The sequence below is a fragment of the Amycolatopsis sp. NPDC058986 genome (assembly GCF_042741125.1).
Lineage (GTDB): Bacteria > Actinomycetota > Actinomycetes > Mycobacteriales > Pseudonocardiaceae > Amycolatopsis.
The window spans coordinates 78,570-104,206 of record NZ_JBHYJW010000032.1; the positions used below are offsets into that span (position 1 = coordinate 78,570).

Below are 25,637 nucleotides of genomic sequence, written 5' to 3' on the forward strand. Positions count from 1 at the left end.
CGGCGGCTCCTCGCTTCGATCAGTAGTCAAAGTCGCTGTAGTCGGCGGAAACCGCGTCGTGGGCGTCGAACCCGGCGTACCCGGAATCGGCGCCGTCGTGGTGTCCGGCCGCGTATCCGTCCGCCCAGGCGTCGGCGTTGGCGCCCCCGGCCATCCCGGCGAACAGCCCGCCGACCACGACCGCCGCGCCCAGGCCCCACGCGCCGCCGATGAGCGCGGGCTTCCACCACGGCGTGCTGTACCAGCCCTGCGGCACCGGGCGGCCCGCCACCTCGCCGCCGGGGTAGTAGTGCGGCGTGTTTTCGCCCGGCTGCGGCGAGGCTTCGTAGGTCTGGCCGTCGACCTCGACCCTGCGGTGCTCGGTGACCGCGCCCGCCTTGGCACGTTCCTCGTCGCCCGGCAGGGCGGGGCCGGGATCGAGGTCCATCGCGATCCGCGCGGCCCGGATGTAGTACAGCCCTTCGAGCGCGGTTTCCCTTGCCAGTTCGGCCTGTTCGGCCGTGGCCGCCTGTTCGAGCTGGCTTCCCGCGGCGTGGTACCGCTCCGACGCGTCCGCGAGCGCCTGCTTCGAGGCTTCGTTCGTGCCGACGAGCTGGAGGACCTGCCCGCCCAGCCGTTCCACCCAGCGCCGTGTCTCGGCCTTCGTGTCTTCCAGCTGACGTTGCCTGGCCGCGGCCTGGGCGCGGGACACGAAGATCGCGCCGACCGCGACGGCCACGAGCACGATCAGGACGATCGCGATGCCCATCGGTGACTCCCGGATCGAGGAGGGCCGGGCGGCGGACGCCGCGCCGGACGGTCCGAGGACCGTGGCACCAGCCTTGCCGAGCGACCCGGCCCCCACCATCCGTTGACCGTCCGGCGTGTGCCCGCCGGTCGGCGGGATTTCGCCCCCGCCGGTCAGCCCGCGGAAAGCGGGAGCCGCAGGCGGACCCGGTATCCGCCCTCGGACGAAGGACCCGCTTCGAAGGATCCGCTGAGCAGCTCGGCCCGCTCCCGCAGCCCGATGAGGCCGTGCTGCGCACTGGGCAGGCGCAGTGTCGGGCGGGTGGGCCGTCCATTCACGACAGTGACGTCGACCTCGGTCGCGGTGTGTCCGATGTGGAGGGTGACGCTCGCGCCCGGCGCGTGCTTGCGCGCGTTGGTCAGCGCCTCCTGGATGGTGCGGTAGATCGCGCGCTGCTGGGGCGCGCCGAGGCCGGTGGGCAGCTCGCCGTGCCGTTCGACCGGGATACCGCTGGTCGCGATGAGCCGCTCCAGCTCGGCCAGTGTCGGCTGCGGGGTCAGCTCGGTCGGCTGGCTGCCCGAGGCACGCAGCAGGGTCACCATGTGCCGCAGCTCGTCGAGGGTGTTCACGCTGAGCTCGCGGATGGTCGACGCGGCCTCCTTGGTCCCGGCGTCGGGCGCGCCGACCTGCAGCGCGCCCGCGCTGACCGCGATCAGGCTGACCTGGTGCGAGACGACGTCGTGCATTTCCCTGGCCAGCTGGGTGCGTTCCCTCGCCAGGGTCGTCTGCTCGATGAGCAGCCGCTCCTGTTCCCGCGCCTGTTCGATCTCGTCGATCCGCACCGACAGCTCCCGCCCGGTCCTGGCGAGCATGCCGAGGAACACCGGCGCCGCCGCGGTCATCGTCGAGTAGATCAGCCCGAGCAGCACGTCGTCGTGGGACAGCTCCAGCATCGGCGGCCACGGCGTGGCGTAGCCGAGCGCCCCCGCCGCCATGCAGCCTGCCAGCAGCCAGCGATTGCGGTAGTGGCAGCCGACGGTGTACAGCGCGATGAGCGCGGGGACGACGGACTGCGAGACGACCATCGAGGGGAACGTGATCGCCAGCACGGTGAGCGGAAAGGACCGGCGCAGCAGGAGCGCCAGCGTCGCGATCGCCGCCGCGCTGAACTCGTACGGCGTGGCGTGCTTGGCGTTGAGCCAGGTGTCGAGCGCCGCCAGCCCGACCGGTGCGAGGTCGAAGACCCACGACGGCAGCCTGCGCGTCCACGGCCACAGCCGCGTCATCGTTCGTCCCCGGCCAGCAGGCCCGCACGCTGCGCGAGCAGGGCCGCCTGCACCCGGCTGGTCACCTTGAGCTTGGTCAGGATCGCGCTCACGTGGTCCTTGACCGTGCCGACGGACAGGTGGACGGCGGCGGCGATCTCGGCGTTCGACAGCCCGTCGGCGATGAGCACGAGGATCTCGCGCTCCCGCTCGCTGAGCCTGCCGACGCTCGCGGTCGCGGCGGGGTCCTCGCGGCCTTCGAGGTACCGGTCCACCACCGACCGGGTGACCTTCGCCGACAGCACGACGCCGCCGCCGGCCAGCGTGCGCACCAGGTGCGCGAGCTGGTCGGGATCGGTGTCCTTGAGGATGAACCCGGCGGCGCCCGCGCGCAGTGCCGCGGCGATGTACTCGTCGGAGTCGAACGTCGTCAGCATCGCGACCACGGGCGGTTCGGGCAGCCGCCGGATCCGCCCGAGCACGGTGAGGCCGTCGACGTCGGGCATCCGGATGTCGAGCAGCACGACGTCGGGCCGGTGCCGGGTGATCTCGTCGAGGGCCTCGCCCCCGGCCGCGGTGGCGACGACCTCGATGTCGCCGGCGGCGTTGAGGATCAACCGGAACCCGGACCGCACCAGCGCTTCGTCGTCCACCACAACAACACGGATCACCCTGGCGCTCCTGCCGCTCTAGTCCTCGTTGCCGACGATAGCCCAGTCACCCGGCGGGGCGATTTCCCGCCGATCGGCGGGGCCGTCCGCGCTGGTGCGCGGATGGTCCGCGCGATCATTACGGTCCACAGTAGACGGAGAAACAGGCGGAGGGGATCGGCGGATGGAACAGCGGTACGACCGGGACGCGGCAGAACAGTGGTTCCGGCGGCGAGGGCTGCCCGCCGTCGTCAAGGGCCGCCCGCGCAGCCTGCTGGTGCGTGTCGTCCCGGCACTGGCGTTCGCCGCGGTGTGGCAGCTGCTGCTCATCACCCTGGACGTCGTCGACGGCGGCACGGAGGCGGAGTTCGAGCGCCGGCTGGACAACGACCTGTTCCTGGTGGGGTACTTCGGCCTGCTGCTGTCGCTGGTCGTGGCCCCGGCGCTCGCCGCGTGGCTGACCACGAAATGGGTTCGCTGGGCGGTGCTCCGCCATCGGGGGACCACCGTCGCTTCGGTGGCGATCGCGGTGTACGTGCTGGTGCTGCCGATCGCGTGGCTGCTGGGCCCCGACGAGGACCCGCTGCCGGTGACGATCCCCGCGCACGCCCTCGTGGTTCTCCTGCTGCTCGGGATCGCGTTCCTCGGCGGCGGCTCGATCGTGGGCTGGTCGGCGCGTGCGGCGATGCGGCAGGCCAGGAGTCTCGGCGAACTGACCAGCCGCGCGCTCCCGCTGTTCCTGTTGTTCACCCTGTTCGGGTTCTTCACCGCGGAGATCTGGCAGTTCGCCGCTTCGGTGGAGCGGAAGCGGATGTGGTGGGTCGTCGCGCTGTTCGTCGTGGTGGCGGTGCTGTTCATGCTCACGATGCTTTCGGAGGAGGTGCGCCGGCTCACCTCGCTGCGGAACGCGACGGTCGCGCTGGACAAGCTCGAGAGCACTCCGTTCCAGCCGTTCGCGCGGGCCGTCGCGGACACCGACCGGGTCCCGCTGTCGAAGCTGGAGCGCGCCAACATGGTGCTGGTCCTCGTGCTCACCCAGGCGTTCCAGACGCTCGTTTTCGCTACGCTGACCTTCGTCTTCTTCGTGACGTTCGGCAAGATCGCGCTCAAGGACGAGGTGATCAAGGCGTACGCGACCAGTGGGCCCACACCGGGAACGCTGTTCGGCATCCAGATTCCGGTGCCCAACGAACTGCTCCAGGTTTCGCTGTTCATCGCGGCCTTTTCCGCGGTGTACTTCACGTCGTCCACGGTGACGGACGAGAAGTACCGCGTCGCGTTCTTCGATCCGCTCACCGATCACCTCGCGGTCAGTCTCGCCGCCCGTGACGTCTACCGAGCGAGACTTTCCGAGACGACGTGAACGCGTTTCTGGACATCTCGGTCATCGACGGCTGGCTCCCGGTCGTCGTGGTGGTCCTCGGGGTGGCGGGCGCCGTCGCGCTGCTGGCGCGGCGGGGGCGTTCGTGGTGGCTCAAGGTCGTCCCCGCCGTCACCGCGGGCACGGTCGTGGCGTGCGTGCTCGTCGAATGGCTGCTCGGGTCGGTGCTGCGGCTGTTCCCCGACGCGCTGCCGCTCACCGTGGTGCTCTGGGGCGGCGCCGGGCTGTGGGCGCTCGGCCTCGCGGTCGCGAGCCTGTGGCGGACACCGTGGTGGCGCAGGCTCGCCGCGGTGTGCGGTGCCGTGCCGGTGCTGCTGACCTCGGTGGCGGGGATCAACACCTACTACGGCCAGTACCCGACGATCCGGGCCGTGCTCGGCGTCGACCCGGTGAACGAGGTCGCGATGGCACACCTCCCCGCTCCCGTGCCGGAACCGGTGCCGCCGCGGCAGGGCCGGGCACTGCGGGACTTCTGGCGCCCGCCGCCGGACCTGCGCCGCTCCGGCGTGCTGGTGAAGATGCCGATCCCGGCGGTGAAGGCGGCGTTCACCCCGTCCCGCCCGGCGTACATCTACCTGCCGCCGGCCTACTTCGCGCCGAACCGGCCGCTGCTGCCGGTGCTGATGCTGCTGCACGGGCAGCCCGGCGCACCGGCGGACTGGGTACGCGGCGGGCAGCTGTCCACGATGATGGACGGCTACGCGGCCACCCACCACGGCATCGCGCCGGTGGTGGTCATGCCCGACACGACCGGTGGCCACTTCGCCAACCCGCTGTGCCTCGATTCCCGGCTCGGCGCCGCCGAGACCTACCTCGCCGAGGACGTCCCGGCGTGGATCAGGGCGAACCTCCAGATCGACCCGGCACCGCGGCACTGGGCCGTCGCCGGATCGTCCTACGGCGGCACCTGCGCGCTGCAGCTCGCCGTGCGGAGGCCCCAGCTGTTCCCGTCCTTTGTGGACATATCAGGGGAGGACGAGCCGACGCTCGGTTCGCACCGCCGGACCGTCGACGAGGCTTTCGGCGGGGACGAACGGAAATTCACCGAGATCAACCCGATCGACGTCCTCGGCCGCGTGAAACTTCCCGGCAGCGCGGGAATCCTGACCGTCGGCGAGGGGGACACCGCCGGGATGGTGCAGCAGCGGAAGGTGCTCGAAGCCTGCCGCCGCAACGGCCTCCCGGTCCACCTCATCAAGGTCGGCGGCGCGCACAACTGGTTTGCCTGGAACGCGGGCATGGTCCGTTCGCTGGACTGGCTGGGCAAGCGGCTGGGCATCACGCACGGTTGACGGGTTTCCGACAGCCGCTCAGATTCTTTGAACCCTTCCGGGAAGGTGGCCGTATCACCGGGTAGGAGGCACCACCGGCAAGGGAGAACCCATGCGTCGACGCCTGCCGGCCGCCGTTGTCGGGCTGGCCGCGGTACTCATGACCGGATGTTCGATGACGGCGGGCGGAGCGGGCGGGGGAGGCGGCGCCGGGCAGAACCAGGCCGACGTCGAGTTCTCCACCATGATGATCCCGCACCACCGGCAGTCCGTGGTGGTTTCCGCGCTGGCGCTGAAACGCAGCCAGGACGAGTTCGTGCGGCACATGGCCACGGAGATCACGGAGAAGGAGAACGCCGAGATCGGCCGGATGTCGGACTGGCTGCGCTCGTGGAACGTCGCGGTTCCGGTCGCCGGGGACCACATGAGCCACGCCATGCCGGGGATGCTCAGCGCCGCCGAACTCCAGTCCCTCGACGAATCCTCCGGCGCCGCCTTCGACAAGACCTGGACCGCCCTGCTGGCCAAACACCTCGGCCACGGCGTCGACATGGCGAAAACCGTGCTGTCCCAAGGAAGTCACCCCGAGACGAAGGAACTCGCGCAGCAGATCGTCACCGACCAGTCCGCCGAAATCACCCAACTCAAGTCCCGCCTCCCCTGACCGCTCACGCGTTGTCCGCGCAGTAGACCCGCTGCCCTTCCACGAACGTCATCGCCACCCGGGTTTCGGCGATGGCGGAAACGGGGCCGTCGAAGGGATTCCGGTCGAGCACCACCAGATCCGCGAGATTCCCTACCTTGATCCGCCCCGTGTCGTCGGCGTGATTGACGTAGGCGGATCCCGAGGTGTACGCGTCGATCGCGGCGGCGAGCCCGATCCGCTGTTCCGGCAGGAAGGCCTCCGCGGTCGAACCGGGGCTGATCCGGTTCACCGCGACGTGGATGCCCTGCACCGGGTCCGGGCTGGTGACCGGCCAGTCGCTGCCCGCGGCGAGGGTGGCGCCGGAGTTGAGCAGGGCGGCGAACGGGTACTGCCAGCGCGTGCGTTCCCTGCCGAGGAACGGGATCGTCAGCTCGTCCATCTGCGGTTCGTGGGCCGCCCACAACGGCTGGATGTTCGCCACCGCGCCCAGCAACGCGAACCGGTGGACGTCGTCGGGGTGCACGATCTGCAGATGGGCGAGATGATGCCGGTTTCCCCGGTGGCCGTTGGTCTCCCTGGCCAGCTCGACGGCGTCGAGCGCCTCGCGGACGGCGCGGTCGCCCAGCGCGTGGAAATGGACCTGGAAATCCAGCAGGTCCAAAGTGGACACGTACTCGCCGAGCCGGTGCGGGTCGACGAAGCTGATCCCGCGATGCGCGCCTGTACAACCACAGCCACCCAGATACGGGTCGATCATCGCCGCGGTGTGGTTCTCGGCGATCCCGTCCTGCATGATCTTGACCGTCCGGGCCTTGAGCCGGGGATAGCGGAACCGCTCACGTTTCGCGACCAGCTCGTCGATCTGCTCGGCGCCACGGTCGCGATCCCACCACAGCGCGCCGGATACCCGCGCGGTCAGCTTCCCGCGCGCGGCGGCATCGAGGTAGGTGTCACTCGCGTCGGGCATCCCGCCGTACGCGCCGAGCAGCGCGTCCTGCCACGCCGTGATTCCCAGCGAGTGCAGGAGATCCTGGGCGCGCAGCAGGCCGTCGAAGATCTCGGCCGGAGTCGCTTCGGGGACGAGCTTGCCGACGAGCCCCATGGCACCTTCCTGCAGCGCCCCGCTCGGCTCGCCGTCGGCGTCGCGCTCGATGCGGCCATCCGGCGGATCGGGGGTGTGCCGGGTGATCCCGGCCAGTTCGAGCGCCCGCGAGTTCACCCAGGCGCCGTGGTGGTCGCGGTTGACCAGGAACACCGGCCGGTCGGCGATGACGGCGTCGAGCTGTCGCCGCGTCGGGAGCCCGCCGGGGAACGCCTCCAGCGACCAGCCGCCGCCGGTGATCCAGGCGGCGCCGGGTTTCCGGCGCGCGTACTCGGCGATCACCCGGGTGTACTCCGCGAGTGTGTCCACATCGGACAGATGACACAGCCCGAGTTCGTAGCCGCCGCCGACGGCGTGGATGTGCGCGTCCTGGAAACCGGGCAGCAGCAGCCTGCCCCGCAGGTCGATCACCTCGGTCTTCGGGCCGGTGAGCGCGGGGACGTCGTCGCCGAGCGCGCTGATCCGGCCACCGGTGACGGCGACGGACGTCGTCCAGCCGCCGTCACCGGTCCGCACCGGGCCGCCGGTGAAGATCAGGTCGGCGGGAGCGTTCTGCATGAGGACCTCTTTCCCGGGGTACGGCGCCGAGGGCGGGCGAGCCGGTCAGAGCAGCTTCCACGCCCCGGTGAGCGTATCCCGCAGGATCTGCTCCATCTCGTCGAACTGCGTCTGGTCGCAGATCAGCGGCGGGGACAGCTGGATGACCGGCTCACCGCGGTCGTCCGCGCGGCAGTAGAGGCCGTTCTCGAACAGGGAACCGGAAACGTGGTCGCGGAGAATGCGCTCGGACTCCTCGGCGTTGAACGTCTCCTTGGTGGCCTTGTCCTTGACCAGCTCGATGCCGTAGAAGAACCCGGCGCCGCGGACGTCACCGACGATCGGCAGGTCCAGCAGCCTGTCCAAAGTGGACTTGAAGCGCGCCTCGTTGTCCAGCACGTGCCGGTAGATGCCTTCGCGCTCGATGAGGTCGAGGTTGGCCAGCCCCACGGCGCAGGCCATCGGATGCCCGCCGTAGGTCGACCCGTGCATGAACGTCGTGGAGGTGCGCAGGAACGGCTCGGCGATCCGGTCGCTGATCAGCACCGCGCCGAGCGGCGCGTACGCCGAGGTCAGTCCTTTCGCGACAGTGAGGAGGTCGGGCTGGTAGCCGTACCGGGACGCGCCGAACTGGTGGCCCAGCCTGCCGAACGCGCAGATCACCTCGTCGGACACGAGCAGGACGTCGTTGTCGTCGCAGATCTTGCGGACCCGCTCGAAGTAGCCCGGCGGCGGCACGAAGCAGCCGCCGGTGTTCTGCACGGGCTCGAGATACACCGCGGCGACCGTGTCCGGTCCCTCGAACTCGATGGCCTGCGCGATCTGGTCGGCGGCCCAGCGGCCGAAGGCCTCGTAGTCGTCCCCGTGCACCGGCGCGCGGTAGAAGTTGGTGTTCGGCACGTGCCGGGTGCTCGGCACCAGCGGCTCGAAGTCCTGCTTCGCCCCGGGCAGCCCGGTGATCGACAGCGCGCCCTGTGAAGTGCCGTGGTAGGCGAGCGAGCGGCTGATCACCTTGTGCTTGGTGGGCTTACCGGCGAGCTTGAAGTACTGCTTGGCCAGTTTCCAGGCCGTTTCGACGGATTCACCGCCGCTGACGGTGAAGAAGACGCGGTTGAGGTCGCCGGGCGCGCTCGCCGCGAGGCGTTCGCCCAGCTCGATCGCGGCCGGATGCGCGTGGCCCCACAGCGGGAAGTAGTCCAGCTGACGCAGCTGGCGGGCGGCCGCGTCGGCGAGTTCCGCCCGGCCGTGGCCGACCTGCACGGCGAACAGCCCGGCGAGGCCGTCGAGGTAGCGCTTCCCGTTCTCGTCCCAGACGTAGGCGCCCTCGCCGCGCACGATGACCGGGGTCTTGTCGGCCTGCGCGCCGTGGCGGGTGAAGTGCAGCCACAGGTGGTCGGCGGCCGAACCGGAGAGGCTCGGCGAGCCCGCGGGAGCGGGTTCGGCGGTTGCGGTCATGGCTATCCCTCACAGCGTGTCGGTCGGGCTCGATGGACCCGTTATCGCATATTGCGGGGAGCCTTGGCAAGGGAATCAGTCGTAATTCGTGGTTCTGCTCGACTAGATCGATTGTCCTAACCGGATAGTGCTACGGATTTCGTTGTGTCGAAGTCAGTGGCTGTTCCACTGATAGGTCTGCTTGATCAGCTTGAGGTAGACGAGCGTCTCCGCGCTGCGCACGCCGGGCAGCGTGCGGATCCGGTTGGAGAGCAGGTCGAGCAGGGCGGCGTCGTCCGCGCACACCGCCTCGCAGATGATGTCGAACCGGCCGACGGCGATCACCACGTAGTCGATGTCGGTCATCTCGGCGAGCGCCTCGGCCACCGGTTCGATCGGGCCGTCGACGGTGATCGTGATCATCGCCTGCCGGAACATGCCGACCTGCAAGGGATCCGTGACCGCGACGATCTGGATGACCCCGCTTTCGGCGAGCCGCTGGACCCGCTGCCGGACCGCCGCCTCGGACAGCCCGACCGCCTTGCCGATGGTGGCGTAGGGCCGGCGGCCGTCCTCCTGGAGCTGCTCGATGATCTTGCGGGAGAGGTCGTCGAGCTGGGGAGCGGGCCGCTCGGAGGGGTGCGCCTTGCGGTTCATCCGGGGTTCCTTCACGCTGATCGTCGGTGGGGTCGAGCGGGGTTCCGGCGATCGTATCCGTGCCCCGGTAGGCCAACAACCGACGAAATCCGCAGCGCGGATACCGCCATCCGGCGGTGAGGGCGACGTCTCAGCCGGAGAGCAGGGCACGGTAGTGGTCGGTCGCGGGCTTGATGCCGTGGTCCGGATCGGCGTTGTAGAGGCCGTCCGGCCCCTTGGGGCCGAAGCTGTACGGCTGGTACAGCGTCGCGCACGACGGTTCGCACTCGGCGAGCCGCTGCCAGCGTTCCCATTCCGCGTCGTACCGGGCGAGGTGGTGACGCATCGCGGCCTTGTCGTACCGGCCACCGCGATCCCCGGCGAACCCGCGCAGCATGACCTCCCAGCCGTGGTGCACCACCCGGTGCCACGACTGCCCGTACCGCGCGGAGACCCGCAGGTAGTCCCGGTCGGCGTGGTCGCGCAGCGGGAGTGTCCAGGACAGCGCCACGATCTCGTCCCACATCCGTGCCGCACGCTGTTTCTCGTCGAGCACGGTCTCGACGCGGCCGGCGGCGACGACCGCGGCGAAGTCGCTGGTGAGGTCCTTGTCCGAGCCGCCGAGGAACTGGTCCCTGGTCCACATGAGCTTGCCCATCGGGTGCACGACGCTGTAGTGCCCGCGCAGCACCCCGGCCGCGGACAGCAGCGCGAGCCGCCGGAACCGGCGGAGCTGGTCACCTCGCAGGCCGAGTCTCGACGAAGCGTAGGCGGTGAACGCGCCTTCCTCGCCCAGCCCGGTGTCGCGGGCCCAGCGCGCCATCACCCAGGTGTTGAGGTCGCACCAGAGTTCGTTGCGCAGATACGGTCCGCGCCACCCGCCACCGCGCGACCACGTCCAGATACCGGCGACGATGGGGTTGCCGATGACATCGGCGAGGCCGATCGCGCCGGTCCTCGGCTGGGTGCGGAACTCCTCGAAGCCGTTGACCACGCCGTCGATCACGTAGTTCGGGAAGGCGCCCTTCCCTTCGTACTCGCGCTGGCACTGGACCTCGATGATCTGCCGGTGCCTGCCGACGCCGATGGTCTGGTTGAACGGGATGGTCCGCCAGAAGTCCTTCGCGGTGTGCTTGATCGAGAACACCAGGTTCTCGTGCGTATCGACCTTGTCGGTCACCTGCCGGTAGAACGTGGGGTCGCTGGTCAGCTTGTCGCTCCCGGTCGACCACGTCCGGTAGAAGATCCGCTTGCCCGCGCGGACGCAGACCTCGTCGCGCAGGATGCCGAGCAGCGTCAGGTGGCTGCCCTCGCCGTTGGTGATCGGGTTGTTCCCGGTGTGGAACGGCATGTTCTGCAGGTATGTCTCCCCGGTGCGCACGACGAGACCGTCGAGGTCGGGGAACCGGGTGAAGACCTCGCGCAGCATGAGCCGGTGGATCCGCTGGGTGAGCGGGCGTTCGAGGCTGATCCGGCCCTTGTCGTCGAGGACCTGGTCGCCGTAGAGCTCCACCAGCCGTTTCGGCAGCACGATGATGTCGGTGAAGACGTACGCGGCGATCCCGGCCGCGTGCGCTCGCGCGATATGGGCGTCGATGGTCCGTGCCGCCGCCTCGACCCAGGCACGGCCGGGCGAACCCGCGGGGAAGACACGCGGATCGAAGGAGTCGAAGGTGATCGCGGCGTGCGGTGGTTTGAACTCGTTGATCACCTGCCCGTCGTAGCCGTATTCCTTGAGCTTCGCGGGATCGGTGAACCGGCTGGAAAACGACGGTTCGCCCGGGTTGTTCTGCACCATGTCGAGCAGGAACGGCAGCCTGCGCCCGGCCGGTTTCGGCGCGGCGAACGCAGGCGTGGCGAGTGTCGTGCCCGCTAGGCCCGCCGCGAGGACGAGGCCGCCCCGCAGCGCGGTCCGTCGGCTGGTCTCCCGTTCGAATGCCGCGCACATGGGCGGTTCCTTCCGCTATTCACCTCGAATAGATCAGATGTATTCGTGCTGAGCGTAAGAACGCTGTGAGGTGGCGTCAACCGCCGCGTGCTGGAAGACTGGCGTGTTCATCATCGTGAACACCACGGTGAATAAGGGTTTCGCTGGCCACGTCGAGGTGGGACTCTTGCCTCGGCGACTCTCGGCCTGGTACGCCTGGAACGCTTAGACATCTGATGACCACTGCGGGACTTCGGGAGTGAGGCAACGATGCCGGAACAGCGTGGGATCAGCCGACGCAGCATGCTCGCCGCGGCGGGCGTCGCCGCGGGCGCCGGGATGCTCGGATTCACCGCGCCGGCCGCTCAGGCCGCGGACCTCGCCCGCCCCGCGGCCACGCCCTGGTTCCCCTCGGCGAAGTTCGGGATCTTCATCCACTGGGGCGTCTATTCCGCGCTGGCCTGGGGCGACGCCAAGCACGCCGCCGAGTGGTACCTCTACGCGATGAACGTCACGGATCCGGCGCGTGGCACCGGAACCCGCGATCACCACCTGCGTACCTATGGCGCGAACGTGAACTACGACGACTTCATCCCGCGCTTCACCGCGCGCCGCTACGACCCGCGTGCCTGGGTGCGGCTTTTCGAGCAGGCCGGAGCGCGGTACTTCGTACTCACCTCCAAGCACCACGACGGATTCCAGCTGTTCGGCAATCCGGCGTCGGACCGCAACTCCGTCCGGCTCGGGCCGCACCGGGACCTCGTCGGCGAGCTGTTCCACGCCGCCCGGCACTCCGGCCTGAAGCGCGGGCTGTACCACTCGCTCGGCGAGTTCTACAGCCCCGCGCTCGGCACGCCGCCGCGAAACCCTTACAGCGGCGTGGAAATCCCGTACACTGGCTATCGTCCGGTGACCGACTACGTGCGCCAGTACGAGCATGTCCACCTGAAGACCCTGATCGACCGTTACGACCCGGATGTGCTGTGGGCGGATGGCCAGGGCTACCACGAGTTCGGCGGCGGCTCGATCTTCCGGCCGAAGGTGTGGGACTGGCACAGCGACGAGATCCTCGGCTACTACTACCGCAACGCCGCCGACCGGCCGCGTCCGAAGAGCGTCGTGGCCAATGACCGCTTCGAGGCCGCGCACCCGGACTTCGCCACCGTGGAAGGGGACAACAAGAAGTACGTCCTGCGCCCCGACCCGTGGGAGGCGTGCCTGAACATCGGGAAGTCGTGGGGATACAACGAAAACGAGGATCCGGCGAAGATCAAGTCCTCGGCGCGACTGGTCCAGTTCCTCGCCGAGGTCGTCAGCAAGAACGGCAACATGCTGCTCAACATCGGCCCGCGCGAGGACGGCACGATCCCGGACTGGATGAGCACCCGCCTGCTCGACGTCGGCCGCTGGTTGCGGATCAACGGCCGCGCGATCTACGGCTCGGTACCGTGGCAGCGGGCGATGGACGGCGACCTCTGCTACACCCGCACCCGCGACGCGTTCCACCTCATCCCGCTGCACTGGCCCGGCGCGAAACTCACCGTCCCCGGCGACGTCCCGATCACCGACCGCTCGCGAATCCGCTTGCTGGGCGGCCATTCCCGCCCGCTTCCGTGGACGCGCGCCGCGGACGGGATCGTCATCGACCTGCCCGCGCGGCGCACCGACGACTTCGGTGAGGAGTTCCCCGCGGTCCTGTCCGTGAGCCGCTGACCCGCGTCTATTGACCGGACTGACGGATGATCTCGTCGACAACGCGCGCAAGCGGTTCGGTGGCGTCGATGACGATCCCGTTCCTGGGAACGTCTTCTTTCGTCTGATGCAGGCGCACGATGAGGTCTCGTTCCGATTGCTTCGTGCCCCACTCGTTGTCCGGCCGCTGGTCGAGACGCCGATGTAAGGTTTCGATGTCGACCTCGAGGACGAAGACGCCGTCGAACAGATCGATGAACTTCGAGAAGTTCCTGGAGCCACCGCAGAAGAACGTCACCGCGTCGTCGTGGTTGGCTATCAGCGATTTCACCTTGTCGATCTGCCAGATATGATGCTCGTGCCTGAACCCGTCCAGTGGCTCGCCGGTTTCCGGGTGGCCTTGATAGGCCAATTCGCGGTCACCATGGATGGCATGGTAGCCGCGCCGGAGCAATTCTGTGCACACCGAGGTCTTGCCAGTGCCGGAAACGCCTTCGATCAGGTAGTTCTTCATGCCCATCACCAGACAGTACAAGAGCGGGTGAGCCGAGCTGCCGGGTTGAGCGGAAGGTCTGTCTCGCCGGGCCGGTCTGCCCTAGCTTGCGAGGGGGCGATGGAGAACATTGCGTCTAGGTGTGCGTAAGGGATCTACGTAGTCCGGCGGGATGAACTCGGGGAGTCCGTCTTCGGCGACGCGGACCTTCCAGTTGGCTTTGTGGAGGAGTCGGTGGTGCGCTCCGCAGAGCAGCACGAGATTTCGGAGGACGGTAAATCCGCCGTGTGCCCATTCGATTATATGGTGGGCGTCACAATGTCGGGGCTTGCGATGACAGCCCGGGAAAGCGCAGCCACCGTCCCGAATGTTCAACGCTTTTCGTAGCGCCGGGGTGACGAGTCTCTTGGCGCGCCCGAGGTCGAGGGGTTCGCCCTTGGTGCCGAGTACTGCGGGGATGACCTGGCAGTCGCAGGCGAGCATCCGGGCGTCGGTAGCGGAGATCTGCGAGACCATGTCCAGGCACGCCGTACCGAGCTTCGACTTCAAGTCGTCCAGCGTGACCGTGACCAGGAGTTGGGCGCGGTCGCCGCCGGGCACGTCCGGAACATTGGCCAGCATGGCGATGGCTTCGCCGAAGGCTTCCCCGTACCGCTGGGACGGCGACCGCAGGTCCGGCCATTTGTCTTCCCCCGCAGGCCTGGGCGTGGCGAGGGGATCGAGGATGGTGCTGAGGCGGGTCCCGGTGATGGGGTCGAGCTGTCCGTCGATGTCGAACCAGCCGTCTTTCCGCTGTCGCAGCCGCAACTCGGGCTTCCGCTCCGGCGGGTCCGGGTCTTTCGGTTCCTTCCCGTCCTGGTCCATCCGCGCCAGCAACTCATCCGCGGCCTTGACCACTTCTTGCGGTGTGGCGTGGCGAGCGAGTTCGACGAGGATCTTCTCGGCTTTGCTTCTGTCCTCTTCGGACACAAAGCTGGGAACCTTCTTGAGGAACTGGAGGATCCGGTCGCTGTGGTGTGGTCCGATCTCACCGTCGAGTGCGGCCGCGTGCGTTGCTGGCGCTGCGGCGGGGAGTTCGGTACCGTCGATGTTGCGGCCAGGGTTCAGCCCGTGGGCTCGTTCGAGGTACTTTTTGGCTTCACCGCGCGACATTCGTGCCATGTGCGCGAACCATGCCGCTGTCGACCCATACCCGTACAACTCGGACACGCCGCGAGAGTCGATCTCCGCGAGGTACTGACCAAGCTCAGCGTCCAAGCGCCACAAGGACTCCAGTCGCGTACGCACCTCGTCGGCGAGTGCACGACCGGATCGCCGCCACAGCTCCTGCGGCGGTTCCAGAGTGGACAGAGTCTCGGACACGCCACCATCATACCGCGCTAGTAGAACATATGTACGACACGAACGGGTGAAGTAAATGGTCAGGTTTCTTTGCTTGCGCTGGCGGGGTTTGGGATGGTTTTGCTGGGAGAGAAGGGGTTCGTCCGTCGTGTGATGAGTTGGCCGCGTTGTCAACCGGTATCCACTGGCTGGGTCGCGGGATAACGGGTTCGCTGTGTAGCGATCTCAGGATCGATGCCACTTTCTCAATGATCGTGGCATTCGAATGCCACGCAAGACCGTTGTAGCAAGCCTTCGGCTGTGGGCAGGGCTCACCCTCAGCGCGTTACCAAGCCATCGCGGCCGAGTGTTCGGCCACCAGTTCGGCCAGCCGGTCAGGGGCGGCTTGAGTCGCCGGCCCGCCAGGGCCGATTTGAACGTCCCGTGTGCTGGTTCCCGGCTGCTCGCTCAGGGCGCGAACCGTCCCGCCACCGCGTTCGACCAGAACGATGGCCGTGGCGACGACACCCTCCAGCAGCGACCGCAGGATCAGGTGGTTCGACTCCCGATAAAGCCGGGTCAGAGCGTCGGTGAACCGTGTGAAGGCAACGAGATCGATCCCATGGCAGTCCGGATCGCCGGGTCCGCACCTGCCGGCACCGATCCCCGATGGCAGCCCGACCAACGGTTCCAGAGCCTTGGTCATACTCACGAACAGCTTGCCGGGGCCATTCGACGGATTCCACAGCGTCTGCTCGCCGACATCGAAATACTGGCTCATGACCTTCCCTCCTCGACCTCGGACACGACAGGCGCCGAGCATGCACATGGTTGCTCGACGAGGCCGATGATGCCTGCGACATGGTGGGCCACTGCGAGGGGAGTGAGGCCGTCGGTGCCGATCACGTGATCGGCGGTGGTCGTCTGCGCTGCTTCATAGCGAGCACGGAAGAAGTCGTTCACGGCCGGTCGTGCGGGGTCCGCTTCGAAGCGCCGGCGCCAGGTGTCGTAGCTCGCGCGCAGGTGAATCGATACGGTCGGGGTACCGGCCGGGAGTAGCGCGGTGACGAGGCGCTGCATGTCCGGGGACTGGAAAACCCAGGTGATCAGCAGGATGTCGACCTCGGCTTGGGCGGCGTGGGCCGCGACGGCACGCAGGTTGGCTCGCACCATGGTCTTCATCCGTTCGTCGACGCGCCAGGGCTGGTGCAGCCACAGGTGGTCGACGTCGACCCATTGGACGAGATCCGGCCCGCGCTCCGCGAGAGTCAGCAGGCAGCCCGCCACGCTGGACTTGCCGACACCGGGCGCTCCGCCCAGCAACACCGTATGCACCGGCGAAAGGTAGCGGCGGCCGGTGGTCCATGCCACCACTTTTCCCCGACGATCGGAGCTGGCACGCCACTTCGCCGGATCCGTACTCTGGGTACGCCCGTGCCCAGAGTGATCGGGAGGAACGATGGGTGATCAGGCGAGGTCCCGGCGTGCGTTCCTGCGTGGTTCGTCCGCGGCGGCGGTGAGTGTCGCGGCCGTGCTGGCCGGGGCGGGAACCGGTTACGGGAGCCCGAAAGGCGGGCGCTCGGTGGCGATTCTCGGGGGTGGGGTCGCCGGGCTCACGGCGGCACACGAGCTGATCGAACGCGGCTTTTCGGTCACCGTGTACGAGCGGAACGTCTTGGGCGGCAAGGCACGCAGCATCGGTGTGCCGGGCTCGGGCAAGGACGGCCGCCCCGATCTGCCCGGCGAGCACGGATTCCGGTTCTTTCCCGGGTTCTACCGCAACCTGCCGGACACGATGGGCCGGATTCCCTTTCCTGGCAACCAGAACGGGACGTGGGACAATCTCACCCGGGCGAGCGCGGTCCTGATGTCCCGGATGGGCGGCCGCGCCGATCTGACGATTCCCTTCCCGTTCCCGCTGCCGACGAATCCGCCGCCGCTGACCCCGGCGAGCTTCCTGGCCTCGGTGGTCGCGATGTTCCAGACGCTGCTCCGGCTTCCGCCGCACGAGGCCGCTTTCGCCGCCGAGAAGCTGCTGGTTTTCGTGACCAGCTGCGACGAACGGCGCAGGGGGCAATGGGACGACGTGACCTGGGCGGACTACACCCGCACGGCGTGGTTCTCCGGCGAGTACGACAAACTTTTCGCCGACGGGCTCATCCGCAATCTCGTCGCGAGCAAATCGAAGGATGCCAGCACCTACTCGATCGGTGTCGTCGCAGAGGCGGTGTTCTGGAGCCTGATGGGGCTCGGTAACGAGTCAGGGTCCAGTGTGGACAGAGTGCTGTGCGGAAGTACCAACGAGATGTGGCTCGATCCGTGGATCGGCTACCTCCGGGCGAAGGGCGTCGCGTTCCGGGTCGGATGGGCTGCGGACGCGCTCGAGATCGGCGGCGGCCGGGTCACCGCGGCTTCGGTGGTGAACAAGGCAGGCGAGCGGCGCCGGGTGGAGGCCGACTGGTTTCTCTCGGCGATGCCGGTCGAGCGCGCGATGAAACTGCTCAGCCCGGCGGTGCTCGCGGCCGATCCCGGTCTCGCCGGAATACGCGAGCTGGGCACCGACTGGATGGTGGGCCTGCAGTTCTTCCTGAACCGGGAACTGCCGATCACGCCGGGGCACGTCAACTACGAGGACTCCGCCTGGGCGATCACCTCGATCAGCCAGCAGCAGTTCTGGAAGCGCCCGCTCGACGGTTACGGTGACGGCACCGTGCGGGACTGCCTGTCCACGATCCTTTCGGACTGGGGCAGGCCGGGGAACTTCACGGCGAAGACGGCGCGGCAGTGCACTCCGGAGCAGATCGCGGCCGAGACCTGGGCGGTGATGAAGGCCCATCTCAACGACACCGGTCAGGCAGTCCTCGAGGACGACATGCTGCACTCCTGGTTTCTCGACCCCGCGATCACCGGGGCCGGAACGTCCGATGTGGACAACGACACGCCGCTGTTCATCCAGAAACCCGGTACCTGGAAGGCCCGGCCGACGGCGAGAACCGCGATTCCCAATCTGTTCTTCGCCGGCGACTGGATCAGGACGAACATCAACGTGACCACTATGGAGGGTGCGAACGAGGCGGCCAGACAGGCGGTCAACGGCGTTCTCGACGCCTCGGGTTCGGCCGAGCCGAGGTGCTCGGTCACGCCGCTGTGGGTCAACCCCGCCTTCGACGCCTTCAAGGCCGCGGACCGCGGGATGTACCAGCTGGGGCTGCCCCACGCGTTCGACCTGGCGGATCCACGACGGCCGTAGCGGCCGCCCTTGACAGTTCGCGGACCCAAGTTGTACATGTTTGTACATGTCCGCACGAGTGGGTTTCGGGAAACGCTCCAAGCTGGTGGAGGACCTGGCAGGGCAGATCAGGTCCGGGCGGTTGCCGACCGGCGCGCGGCTGCCGGGCGAGAACCGGCTGGCCGAGCTGTACCAGGTCAGCAGGGGCACGGTCCGCAGCGCGCTGTCCGAGCTTCAGCAGCGCGCGCTGATCACGACGCAGACCGGTGTCGGGTCGTTCGTCACGTTCGACGGCGTCCATCTCGACCAGGGCGTCGGCTGGGCCCGCGCGCTCGCGGAGTCGGGGTTCACGCTGACCACCGAGCTCATCTCCATCACCACCGTGCGTGATCAGGAGCTGTCCGAACAGTTCGAAGTGGACAGTTTCGTCGCGGTGCTGCGCAGGCGCCGCGCGGAGAACGGCCACCCGGTGTCCCTCGAACGGTCCCTGCTGCCCGGCGGCGGCCCGCTCGCCGACCTCCCCGAGCGAGGACTCGTCGACGACTCGCTCACCGCGACGCTCACGGCCGCGGGGCTGCGGGGCGTGAGCGGCGAGCAGTGGATCACCACGCGTGCCCTCGACGATCAGGCCGAACTGCTGGAGCGCGGTCCCGAGGAGCAGTTCCTGCAGGCCGTCCGGATCACGCTGAGCGCCACCGGGACGCTCGTCGAGCACGTCACCAGCCTGCTCGACCCCGCCCGGTTCCGCTTTCACCTGCGGTTCGGCCCCCAGTGAAGCCTTCAGCGAAGTCCCCAGTGAGCCGGGAGAGAGCGCTCGGCGCGTTCTACGGGCTCGCGATCGGGGACGCGCTCGGCATGCCGACGCAGTCGATGTCGCGGACCACGATCGCCGAGACGTATGGGCCGATCACGGGCTTCCGGGACGCGGTCGCCGAACAGCCGATCGCGCCGGGCATGGCGGCAGGGTCGATCACCGACGACACCGAACAGGCGCTGCTCGTGGCCCGCCTCGTGATCGAGGGCGACGGCCACATCGAGCCCAAGGCGTTCGCCGACGCCTTACGTGACTGGGAGGCGGACATGATCCGCCGCGGCTCGCTCGACCTGCTCGGCCCTTCGACGAAACGCGCGCTGGACCGGCTCGACGCCGGGGTGCCCGCAGAGGAGGCCGGTCGCGAGGGCACCACCAACGGCGCCGCGATGCGGATCACCCCGATCGGGATCGCGACGCCGCTGGGCGAAGGCTTCGTCGACGCCGTCGTCGAGGCCAGCCGGGTCACGCACAACACCGGGCTGGGCATCGCCGCCGCGGCCGCGGTCGCCGCCGCCGTGTCGTCCGGTGTGGACGGTGCGGACCTCAAGTCCTCTTTGGACGAATCGGAACGCGCGGCCGCCGAGGGCGCGCGGCGGGGTTACTGGATCGCGGGCGGGGACATCGCCGCCCGGCTCCGCTGGGCACGCGGCTGGGTGCGCGGGATGGACCGTGCCACGCTGGCCGACGCGCTCGCCGAGGTGATCGGAACCTCGGTCGCCGCACAGGAATCCGTGGTCGCCGCGGTCGCGCTCGCCGAAGCACTCGGCGACGACCCCGCGGCGGCGTTGACACTGGCCGCCGAGATCGGCGGCGACACCGACACCGTGGCTGCCGTGTGCGGGGCGATCCTCGGCGCGCACCACGGCATCGCCGGGCTTCCCGCACACCTGGTGCGCCAAGTGCGGGAGGTCAACCGGCTCGATCTGGCCGCCCTCGTGGACGGCCTGCTCCATCTGCGAGGTAGGCATGGTCAAATCGGCTCAGGAGACGGCGGAACGCGCGGGCGCGCTGGAGACACGCGGCATTGAACCCGTGCCCGCCGCCGAGCGTGGCGGGCATCCGATGCAGTTGTTCTGGGTGTGGTTCGCCGCGAACATCAGCATTCTCGGGCTGCCGCTCGGCGCGACGCTGGTCGCGGTGCAGCACCTGGCGTTCTGGCAGGCGGTGATCGTCGCGGTGATCGGCGCCGCCGGTTCGTTCGCGATCGTCGGCGTCGTCTCCATCGCGGGACGTCGTGGCGGCGCTCCCGGGCTGACACTTTCGCGCGCGGTGTTCGGTGTGCGGGGCAACTTCGGGCCGACGGTGGTGTCGCTGATTTCCCGCCTCGGCTGGGAAACCGTGAACACCACCACCGCCGCGTTCGCCTTCCTCTCGCTCTGCGCGATCCTGTTCGGCACCGACGCCGGGGCGAAGGCCTCGCCGGTGCTGACGATCGTCGGCGTCGCGTTGTTCGTGCTGCTCACCGTCACCGTGTCCGGGCTCGGGCACGCGGTGCTGGTAGCGGTGCAGCGGTGGTCGACCTGGGTCTTCGGCGCGCTCAACGTCGTCGTCGGGATCAGCCTCGTCACGCGGATCCACTGGGACAAGGTGTTCGCCACCTCGCCGGCCCCGGTCGGCGCGATGATCGCCGGGATCGGCACGATCGCGGCCGGGACCGGGATCGGCTGGGCGAACGCGTCCGCCGACATGTCGCGGTACCAGTCACCCGCCGTGCGAGCGGGCTCGCTGATCGCCTCGGCCGCCGCGGGTGCCGGAATTCCCTTGGTGCTGCTCATTTCCCTGGGCAGCCTGATCTCGGCGGACGACCCCTCGCTGGCCTCGGCGGGCGACCCGGTGGCCGCGATCCGCGAGCTGCTGCCGGGCTGGATGGCGGTGCCGTACCTGATCGCCGCGTTCGGCGGACTGTTGCTGTCCAACCATCTTTCGGTCTATTCCGCCGGGCTCACCACGCTGACGCTGGGCATCCGGATCAAGCGGGTGTACGCGGTGGTGGTGGACATCGTCGTGACGTTCCTCGGCTCGCTGTACTTCATGCTGGTGGCCGATGGCTTCTACGGCCCGTTCATCGCGTTCATCAGCCTGCTCGCGGTACCCATCACGGCCTGGGTCGGTGTCTTCCTCGTCGACATGATCCGCAGACGTTCCTACGATCCGGAGGCGTTGATGGACATGCGCCGCACCAGCGCGTACTGGTACCGCGCCGGTTGCGAACCCCGTGCGTTGTTCGCGTGGGCGGTGGCGATCGTGGCGGGCTACCTGTTCACCACGGCGGGCACCGGCAAGGACGTCTGGTTCGCCGGCCCGTTCGCGCAGACCTGGCTCGGCGTCAACGGAGTCGGCTGGGTCGTCACTTTCCTTGTCGGCGCCGGGATGTACGCGGCGCTCGGCGGAGCGAGGAGCATCCGATGACCGGCCGTCTCGTCCACACCGGACAGGCCATTGTGGACCTCGTGATGCGCGTCCGCGCGCTGCCGCCGCCCGGTGGGGACGTGCTCGCCTCGGACGTCCGGCTCACCGCGGGCGGTGGCTTCAACGTCATGGCGGCCGCGGCCCGTGCCGGGGCCGAGGTGATCTACGCGGGTGAACACGGAACCGGGCGGTTCGGCGACATCGTCCGGGACGCGCTGGCCGCCGAGGACATCGCGCTGGTCCAGCCACCGACCACACCGGACACCGGTGTGTGCGTGGCGCTGGTGGACGCGACGGGCGAGCGGACGTTCATCACCGAGACCGGCGCCGAGGGCACGCTCACCGCCGAACATCTCGGCCGAGTGGAGCTGGAGAACGACGATCTGGTCTATGTCACGGGATACAGCCTGGTTCGTGAGTCCAATCGGGACGCGTTGCTGGCCTGGTTGCCGGAACTGATGGGTCAGCTCGTGCTGCTCGACCCCGGACCGCTCGCGGGTGACATACCCGCCGACGTCTGGCGCGGACTACTCCCGCATGTGGACGTCCTGTCGTGCAACGCCGCCGAGGCGTGCACAATGTCCACTGTGGATGGTGTGGACGAGGTGCCGGTGCGGATCACCCGGATCGGCGCCGAAGGCTGCGACGTGACCGAGGACGGCGTGACCGTCCGGGTCCGTGGCTTCCCCGTCGATCCAGTGGACACCAACGGGGCAGGGGACGCGCACACCGGTGTGCTGGCCGCGGAACTGTTGCGGGGCGAGGACATCCTGGTCGCGGCCGAACGCGCGAACGCGGCCGCCGCGCTGGCCGTCACCGAATACGGCCCGGCGACGGCGCCGAAGCGCGAAGAGGTCGAGAAGTTCCTGGTCGCCAGGGCGGTCGCGCACTAGGGCGGTGCTCGTCAGGTCAGTGCTCGTCCGTGGGCTCGGCGACGGTGTCGATGGCGTGGACGAGTTCGTCCAGCGCGGGCAGCGCGGCGGTGAGCAGATGCTGCCAGCCGGGGTGCAGACGCTCGACAGCGGCGCTCAGGATCGCGTCGTTCGTGGCCTGCCAGGCGCGGACGGCCTTCGTGCCCTCCTGGGTGAGCCGCAGGGAGACCGTGCGCCGGTCGTCGCCGCCGGCCCGGGTGATCATGCCGCGCTTCTCGAGGCCGTTGACCAGCGTCGTGACCGAGTTCGGTGCCAGGTGCAGCGAACGTGCCACCTGGCTCGGGCGGGCGCCCGGGTTTTCGGCCAGTGAGGACAGGAGCTCCAGCTGCGCCACCGAAAGCGTGTTGCCAGGGTCCTTGGCCCGTGCCGCGCGGCGCATGGCCCTGCGCAGCCGGGCGACGGCGTCGGCGAGTGAGCTTTCCTGGCCGGTCATCGGTTCGCGCCCGCAGGGCGGAGCAGCAGCCCGGTGAGTCCCATGAGGACGGCGACCGCGGCCATCGCGCCGAGTGCGCTCAGCGTGCCCAGCCCGCCGGACCCGAGGTTGAGACAGAAGGTGACCAGTGCGATCCCCAGCGCGGTGCCCAGCCCACGCGCCATGTTGACCAGCCCTCCTCCGGTGGCGGACATCCGCCGCGGGATCGCCGCCATGATCGCCGCGTTGTTGGCCGGGATGAACACGCCCAGCCCGGCCCCGGTCAGGGCGAGGAGCATACCGACCGCGAGCGGGGTGCTCCCCGCGAGCAGCAGCGAACCGACGCCCAGCACACTGATCGCCGCGCCGAGCGTCGCCCGTGCCCGGGTCGGCCAGCCCGGTGGCACCACCTTGCCCGCCGTGAGCGCGGCGAGGGCGAATCCGGCGGGCAGCGCGGTCAGCACGAGACCGGCGTGGGCGCCGAGAACCTGCGGGAACAGCGTCAGCGGGCCGAACAGCACGAGATAGCCGCACAGCGCGCCGGCGAGCCCGGCCCAGACCGCGCGCGGGCGCAGCACGGACAGATCGACCAGCGGATTCGCCGTCCGGCGTTCGGTCAGGTACAGCAGCACCGCGCCCACCACGAACCCGATGGCGAGCGTCACCACGGCCCAGGTGGGGAGACCGAGGCCGGAGAACCCGGAGAGCAGCAGCAGGACCGACGTCGTGGTGAGCAGCAGCAGGCCGAGCCCCGGCCAGTCGAACCGGCCGAGCGGCGTGCGCTCTTGCGTGCGCGGCAGGAGGAATCGCCCGGCGAGCAGGGCCAGGCAGCCGATCGGGACGTTGACCCAGAACACCCACCGCCAGCCGGCGGTGTCGACGAGCAGCCCGCCGAGCGCGGGACCGAGCGCGAGCCCCAGCGCCTGCGCGGCGGCCTGGACGCCGAGCGCGGTGCGGGCCTGGTCGCGGCGCACGCTGGTGACGACCAGCGCGACGCTGTTCGCCTGGAGCATCGCGGCCCCCAGCGCCTGCAGGACGCGGAACCCGATGAGCCAGCCGAGGCCGGGTGCCAGCCCGCACGCGGCCGAGGCCAGGGTGAACACCGCGAAGCCGTAGCCGTAGACGAGCTTGCGGCCCAGCGCGTCGGCGACGCGTCCGGCAACCGTGACCAGCCCGACGAGGGTGAGCAGGTACGCCAGCGACACCCACTGGACGGCTGCCAGTGGCGTCGCGAACTCGTGCTGCAGCGCGGGGAAGGTGAGCGTGACGATGCTGGCGTCGAGCTGCCCCATGAACGCTCCGAAGCAGACGGTGCCCACCGCGAGCCAGCCCGCCTTCGGATGCTCGCGGACGGCCCGCGGCCGCGGCGTCTCCACCATGAGCACTGGGTGCCTCCTTCCTGGTTCATTCTGACACAGAACTATCGCTCACGCCCAGGCGCTGCGGTTCGGGTAGTGTGCGTCACACCTCGTTCTGACGCAGAGGTAACCTGCGGTCGAGGTCGTGAAGGACTCCTTACCGGCACTGAGCGCCGGTAAGGAGTCCTTCACGGACGAACGCGACCGCGATTCCGGGCGCCAGGGGTAACGCTTTCTTCGTGACGCTTTCGTGATTTCGGTTTACCGGCACCGAAAACCGGGCCCTTCGAGTGAAAACGCGGCACGGGTGAGCCTGGGTAACGAATTCTCCGGCCGTGACGACTGAGCAGCCGTGAGCGACGCGGAACCACCGGCGTTGTTCGTCCTGTAGGGCAAGAGTGGCACCGGAACGGAACAGTGAGCCGATGATGCACCACAGACGCTGGCGAAGAATCGCCACCATCGCCATGGCGGCCGCGCTGGTCGCCCTCCCGTTCGGCACGGCTTCCGCGAGCGCCGACGACGTGCCGAGCAGCGCGGTCACGGTCGGCGCCACGACTGTCCATCGTGGTCAGACATTCACGGTGACCCAGCAGATTCACAACACCCAGCAATTCACCGTCACTTTCGCCAAAGCGGCGCTTTATGGCCAGCAGACGGCGATCACCGATCTCGCCGACCTGGTTTCGTGCACCGGGACGACGGCGCCGTGTTTCCAGTACGGCAGCAGCTATCGCGCGCCGTTCGGCGATCTCGCGGCGGGGGAGACCCGGACCGTGGTGTACACCCTCCAGGTCAAGGACACCGCGCCGCTGGGCACGGTCACGCTGCAGCATCAGTTCGTCGGCGACAACTACGCCTTCGAGACGCTGACCGGTCCGGACCTCACCGTGACGCAGGGCGTCGCGGACGTCGGCGTGAAGCTGACGGCCGCGCAGCACGGGCTCCTCTCCCCGGAGATCGACTACACGATCACCCTGACCAACGCGGGTCCCGGCGACGCCTCCGCGGTGCGGGTGGCCGCGACGTACTCGTCCGCGCTCCAGTTCACCCGCTCGGCCGACTGCGCGCATCCGGCCGGGACCAGGACCGTGACCTGTGACGTCGCTTCGCTGCCCGCGGGGTCGAGCAAGAACCTGCGTTTCACTGCGAGCCTCGGCGTCCTCACGCTCGGCTCGTTCACGACGACGGCGAAGATCCTCTCCAGCTTCCCGGCGGACCCCAACGCGGCCAACAACAGCGCCAGCAGGACGTGCACGGCCCTCACCGGCCTGATCATCAGCTGCTAGCCACTCCACCCCCTCCGCGAACCGGACGTGCCGTGTGCCGTCCGGTTCGCGCTTTTCCGGCCCTGACCAGGCTCCCCACGCGGGCGCTGTGAGGACGCTGAGACGTTCTCCCC

23 protein-coding genes are annotated in these 25,637 nt (G+C 69.0%); 10 read left to right on the plus strand and 13 right to left on the minus strand.

Annotated features, from left to right (window positions below; translation table 11 throughout):
* Positions 1 to 19: 19 nt before the first annotated feature.
* From ACFW0G_RS26475 to ACFW0G_RS26485, 3 genes are all read right to left on the minus strand, one after another.
* Complete coding sequence (locus tag ACFW0G_RS26475; protein ID WP_378328113.1) at positions 20 to 748, minus strand: hypothetical protein; 729 nt, start codon at positions 746 to 748, stop codon at positions 20 to 22.
* A gap of 152 nt (positions 749 to 900) precedes the next feature.
* Entirely contained in the window at positions 901 to 2,013 is a 1,113-nt protein-coding gene (locus ACFW0G_RS26480) for a sensor histidine kinase (protein ID WP_378328084.1), read from the minus strand.
* On the minus strand, positions 2,010 to 2,663 hold the full coding sequence (locus ACFW0G_RS26485; protein WP_378328085.1) for a response regulator transcription factor: 654 nt from the start codon (positions 2,661 to 2,663) through the stop codon (positions 2,010 to 2,012). The genes ACFW0G_RS26480 and ACFW0G_RS26485 overlap by 4 nt, the downstream gene beginning before the upstream one ends.
* 163 nt (positions 2,664 to 2,826) lie before the next feature.
* On the opposite strand from ACFW0G_RS26485, the gene ACFW0G_RS26490 reads away from it, so the two are divergent.
* From ACFW0G_RS26490 to ACFW0G_RS26500, 3 genes are all read left to right on the plus strand, one after another.
* On the plus strand, positions 2,827 to 4,005 hold the full coding sequence (locus ACFW0G_RS26490; protein ID WP_378328086.1) for a hypothetical protein: 1,179 nt from the start codon (positions 2,827 to 2,829) through the stop codon (positions 4,003 to 4,005).
* Positions 4,002 to 5,315 carry an alpha/beta hydrolase gene (locus ACFW0G_RS26495; protein ID WP_378328087.1) on the plus strand — a complete coding sequence of 438 codons (1,314 nt, stop codon included), beginning with the start codon at positions 4,002 to 4,004 and terminating at the stop codon, positions 5,313 to 5,315. Before ACFW0G_RS26490 ends, ACFW0G_RS26495 begins: the two co-directional genes overlap by 4 nt.
* Before the next feature lie 91 nt (positions 5,316 to 5,406).
* The gene (locus ACFW0G_RS26500) at positions 5,407 to 5,958 is read left to right on the plus strand and encodes a DUF305 domain-containing protein (RefSeq protein WP_378328088.1); all 552 of its coding nucleotides are present in this window, start codon (positions 5,407 to 5,409) and stop codon (positions 5,956 to 5,958) included.
* A gap of 4 nt (positions 5,959 to 5,962) precedes the next feature.
* Here ACFW0G_RS26500 and ACFW0G_RS26505 read toward each other — a convergent pair whose 3' ends face one another.
* The 4 genes from ACFW0G_RS26505 to ACFW0G_RS26520 all read right to left on the minus strand — a co-directional run bounded on the left by ACFW0G_RS26505 (position 5,963) and on the right by ACFW0G_RS26520 (position 11,597).
* Entirely contained in the window at positions 5,963 to 7,600 is a 1,638-nt protein-coding gene (locus tag ACFW0G_RS26505; RefSeq protein ID WP_378328089.1) for an amidohydrolase, read from the minus strand.
* 45 nt (positions 7,601 to 7,645) lie between these two features.
* On the minus strand, positions 7,646 to 9,034 hold the full coding sequence (locus tag ACFW0G_RS26510) for an aspartate aminotransferase family protein (RefSeq protein WP_378328090.1): 1,389 nt from the start codon (positions 9,032 to 9,034) through the stop codon (positions 7,646 to 7,648).
* Positions 9,035 to 9,187: 153 nt separating this feature from the next.
* Positions 9,188 to 9,670, minus strand: a complete 483-nt coding sequence (locus tag ACFW0G_RS26515; RefSeq protein WP_378328091.1) for an Lrp/AsnC family transcriptional regulator — start codon at positions 9,668 to 9,670, stop codon at positions 9,188 to 9,190.
* Positions 9,671 to 9,800: 130 nt separating this feature from the next.
* Entirely contained in the window at positions 9,801 to 11,597 is a 1,797-nt protein-coding gene (locus ACFW0G_RS26520) for a hypothetical protein (RefSeq protein ID WP_378328092.1), read from the minus strand.
* A gap of 249 nt (positions 11,598 to 11,846) precedes the next feature.
* Between ACFW0G_RS26520 and ACFW0G_RS26525 the strand changes: the two genes are divergently transcribed.
* Positions 11,847 to 13,289, plus strand: coding sequence for an alpha-L-fucosidase (locus tag ACFW0G_RS26525; protein WP_378328093.1), 1,443 nt, complete (start codon positions 11,847 to 11,849; stop codon positions 13,287 to 13,289).
* A gap of 7 nt (positions 13,290 to 13,296) precedes the next feature.
* Here the strand turns inward: ACFW0G_RS26525 and ACFW0G_RS26530 are convergent, their stop codons facing one another.
* From ACFW0G_RS26530 to ACFW0G_RS26545, 4 genes are all read right to left on the minus strand, one after another.
* Complete coding sequence (locus ACFW0G_RS26530) at positions 13,297 to 13,788, minus strand: AAA family ATPase (protein ID WP_378328094.1); 492 nt, start codon at positions 13,786 to 13,788, stop codon at positions 13,297 to 13,299.
* A 75-nt stretch (positions 13,789 to 13,863) separates the two neighbouring features.
* Positions 13,864 to 15,123: a DUF222 domain-containing protein gene (locus tag ACFW0G_RS26535; RefSeq protein WP_378328095.1), complete on the minus strand. Its 1,260-nt coding sequence runs from the start codon at positions 15,121 to 15,123 to the stop codon at positions 13,864 to 13,866.
* 304 nt (positions 15,124 to 15,427) lie between these two features.
* Entirely contained in the window at positions 15,428 to 15,862 is a 435-nt protein-coding gene (locus ACFW0G_RS26540) for a DUF6086 family protein (protein WP_378328096.1), read from the minus strand.
* Entirely contained in the window at positions 15,859 to 16,452 is a 594-nt protein-coding gene (locus tag ACFW0G_RS26545; protein WP_378328097.1) for a hypothetical protein, read from the minus strand. The genes ACFW0G_RS26540 and ACFW0G_RS26545 overlap by 4 nt, the downstream gene beginning before the upstream one ends.
* Before the next feature lie 88 nt (positions 16,453 to 16,540).
* Here ACFW0G_RS26545 and ACFW0G_RS26550 point away from each other — a divergent pair, with 88 nt between their 5' ends.
* The 5 genes from ACFW0G_RS26550 to ACFW0G_RS26570 are packed head-to-tail and all read left to right on the plus strand — an operon-like array spanning position 16,541 to position 22,426.
* A complete protein-coding gene (locus ACFW0G_RS26550) occupies positions 16,541 to 18,331 on the plus strand; it encodes an FAD-dependent oxidoreductase (RefSeq protein WP_378328098.1) in 1,791 nt (596 codons plus the stop codon).
* A gap of 46 nt (positions 18,332 to 18,377) precedes the next feature.
* Positions 18,378 to 19,085: a GntR family transcriptional regulator gene (locus ACFW0G_RS26555; RefSeq protein ID WP_378328099.1), complete on the plus strand. Its 708-nt coding sequence runs from the start codon at positions 18,378 to 18,380 to the stop codon at positions 19,083 to 19,085.
* Between the two features lie 20 nt (positions 19,086 to 19,105).
* A complete protein-coding gene (locus ACFW0G_RS26560) occupies positions 19,106 to 20,152 on the plus strand; it encodes an ADP-ribosylglycohydrolase family protein (protein ID WP_378328100.1) in 1,047 nt (348 codons plus the stop codon).
* A complete protein-coding gene (locus tag ACFW0G_RS26565; RefSeq protein WP_378328101.1) occupies positions 20,091 to 21,533 on the plus strand; it encodes a purine-cytosine permease family protein in 1,443 nt (480 codons plus the stop codon). The genes ACFW0G_RS26560 and ACFW0G_RS26565 overlap by 62 nt, the downstream gene beginning before the upstream one ends.
* The gene (locus ACFW0G_RS26570; RefSeq protein WP_378328102.1) at positions 21,530 to 22,426 is read left to right on the plus strand and encodes a PfkB family carbohydrate kinase; all 897 of its coding nucleotides are present in this window, start codon (positions 21,530 to 21,532) and stop codon (positions 22,424 to 22,426) included. The genes ACFW0G_RS26565 and ACFW0G_RS26570 overlap by 4 nt, the downstream gene beginning before the upstream one ends.
* 16 nt (positions 22,427 to 22,442) lie before the next feature.
* On the opposite strand, the gene ACFW0G_RS26575 is transcribed toward ACFW0G_RS26570, so the two are convergent.
* Both ACFW0G_RS26575 and ACFW0G_RS26580 read right to left on the minus strand, forming a co-directional pair.
* Positions 22,443 to 22,898: a MarR family winged helix-turn-helix transcriptional regulator gene (locus ACFW0G_RS26575; protein WP_378328103.1), complete on the minus strand. Its 456-nt coding sequence runs from the start codon at positions 22,896 to 22,898 to the stop codon at positions 22,443 to 22,445.
* Entirely contained in the window at positions 22,895 to 24,256 is a 1,362-nt protein-coding gene (locus ACFW0G_RS26580; protein WP_378328114.1) for an MFS transporter, read from the minus strand. The genes ACFW0G_RS26575 and ACFW0G_RS26580 overlap by 4 nt, the downstream gene beginning before the upstream one ends.
* A 404-nt stretch (positions 24,257 to 24,660) precedes the next feature.
* Here ACFW0G_RS26580 and ACFW0G_RS26585 point away from each other — a divergent pair, with 404 nt between their 5' ends.
* The gene (locus ACFW0G_RS26585; protein ID WP_378328104.1) at positions 24,661 to 25,524 is read left to right on the plus strand and encodes a hypothetical protein; all 864 of its coding nucleotides are present in this window, start codon (positions 24,661 to 24,663) and stop codon (positions 25,522 to 25,524) included.
* Positions 25,525 to 25,637: the final 113 nt, after the last annotated feature.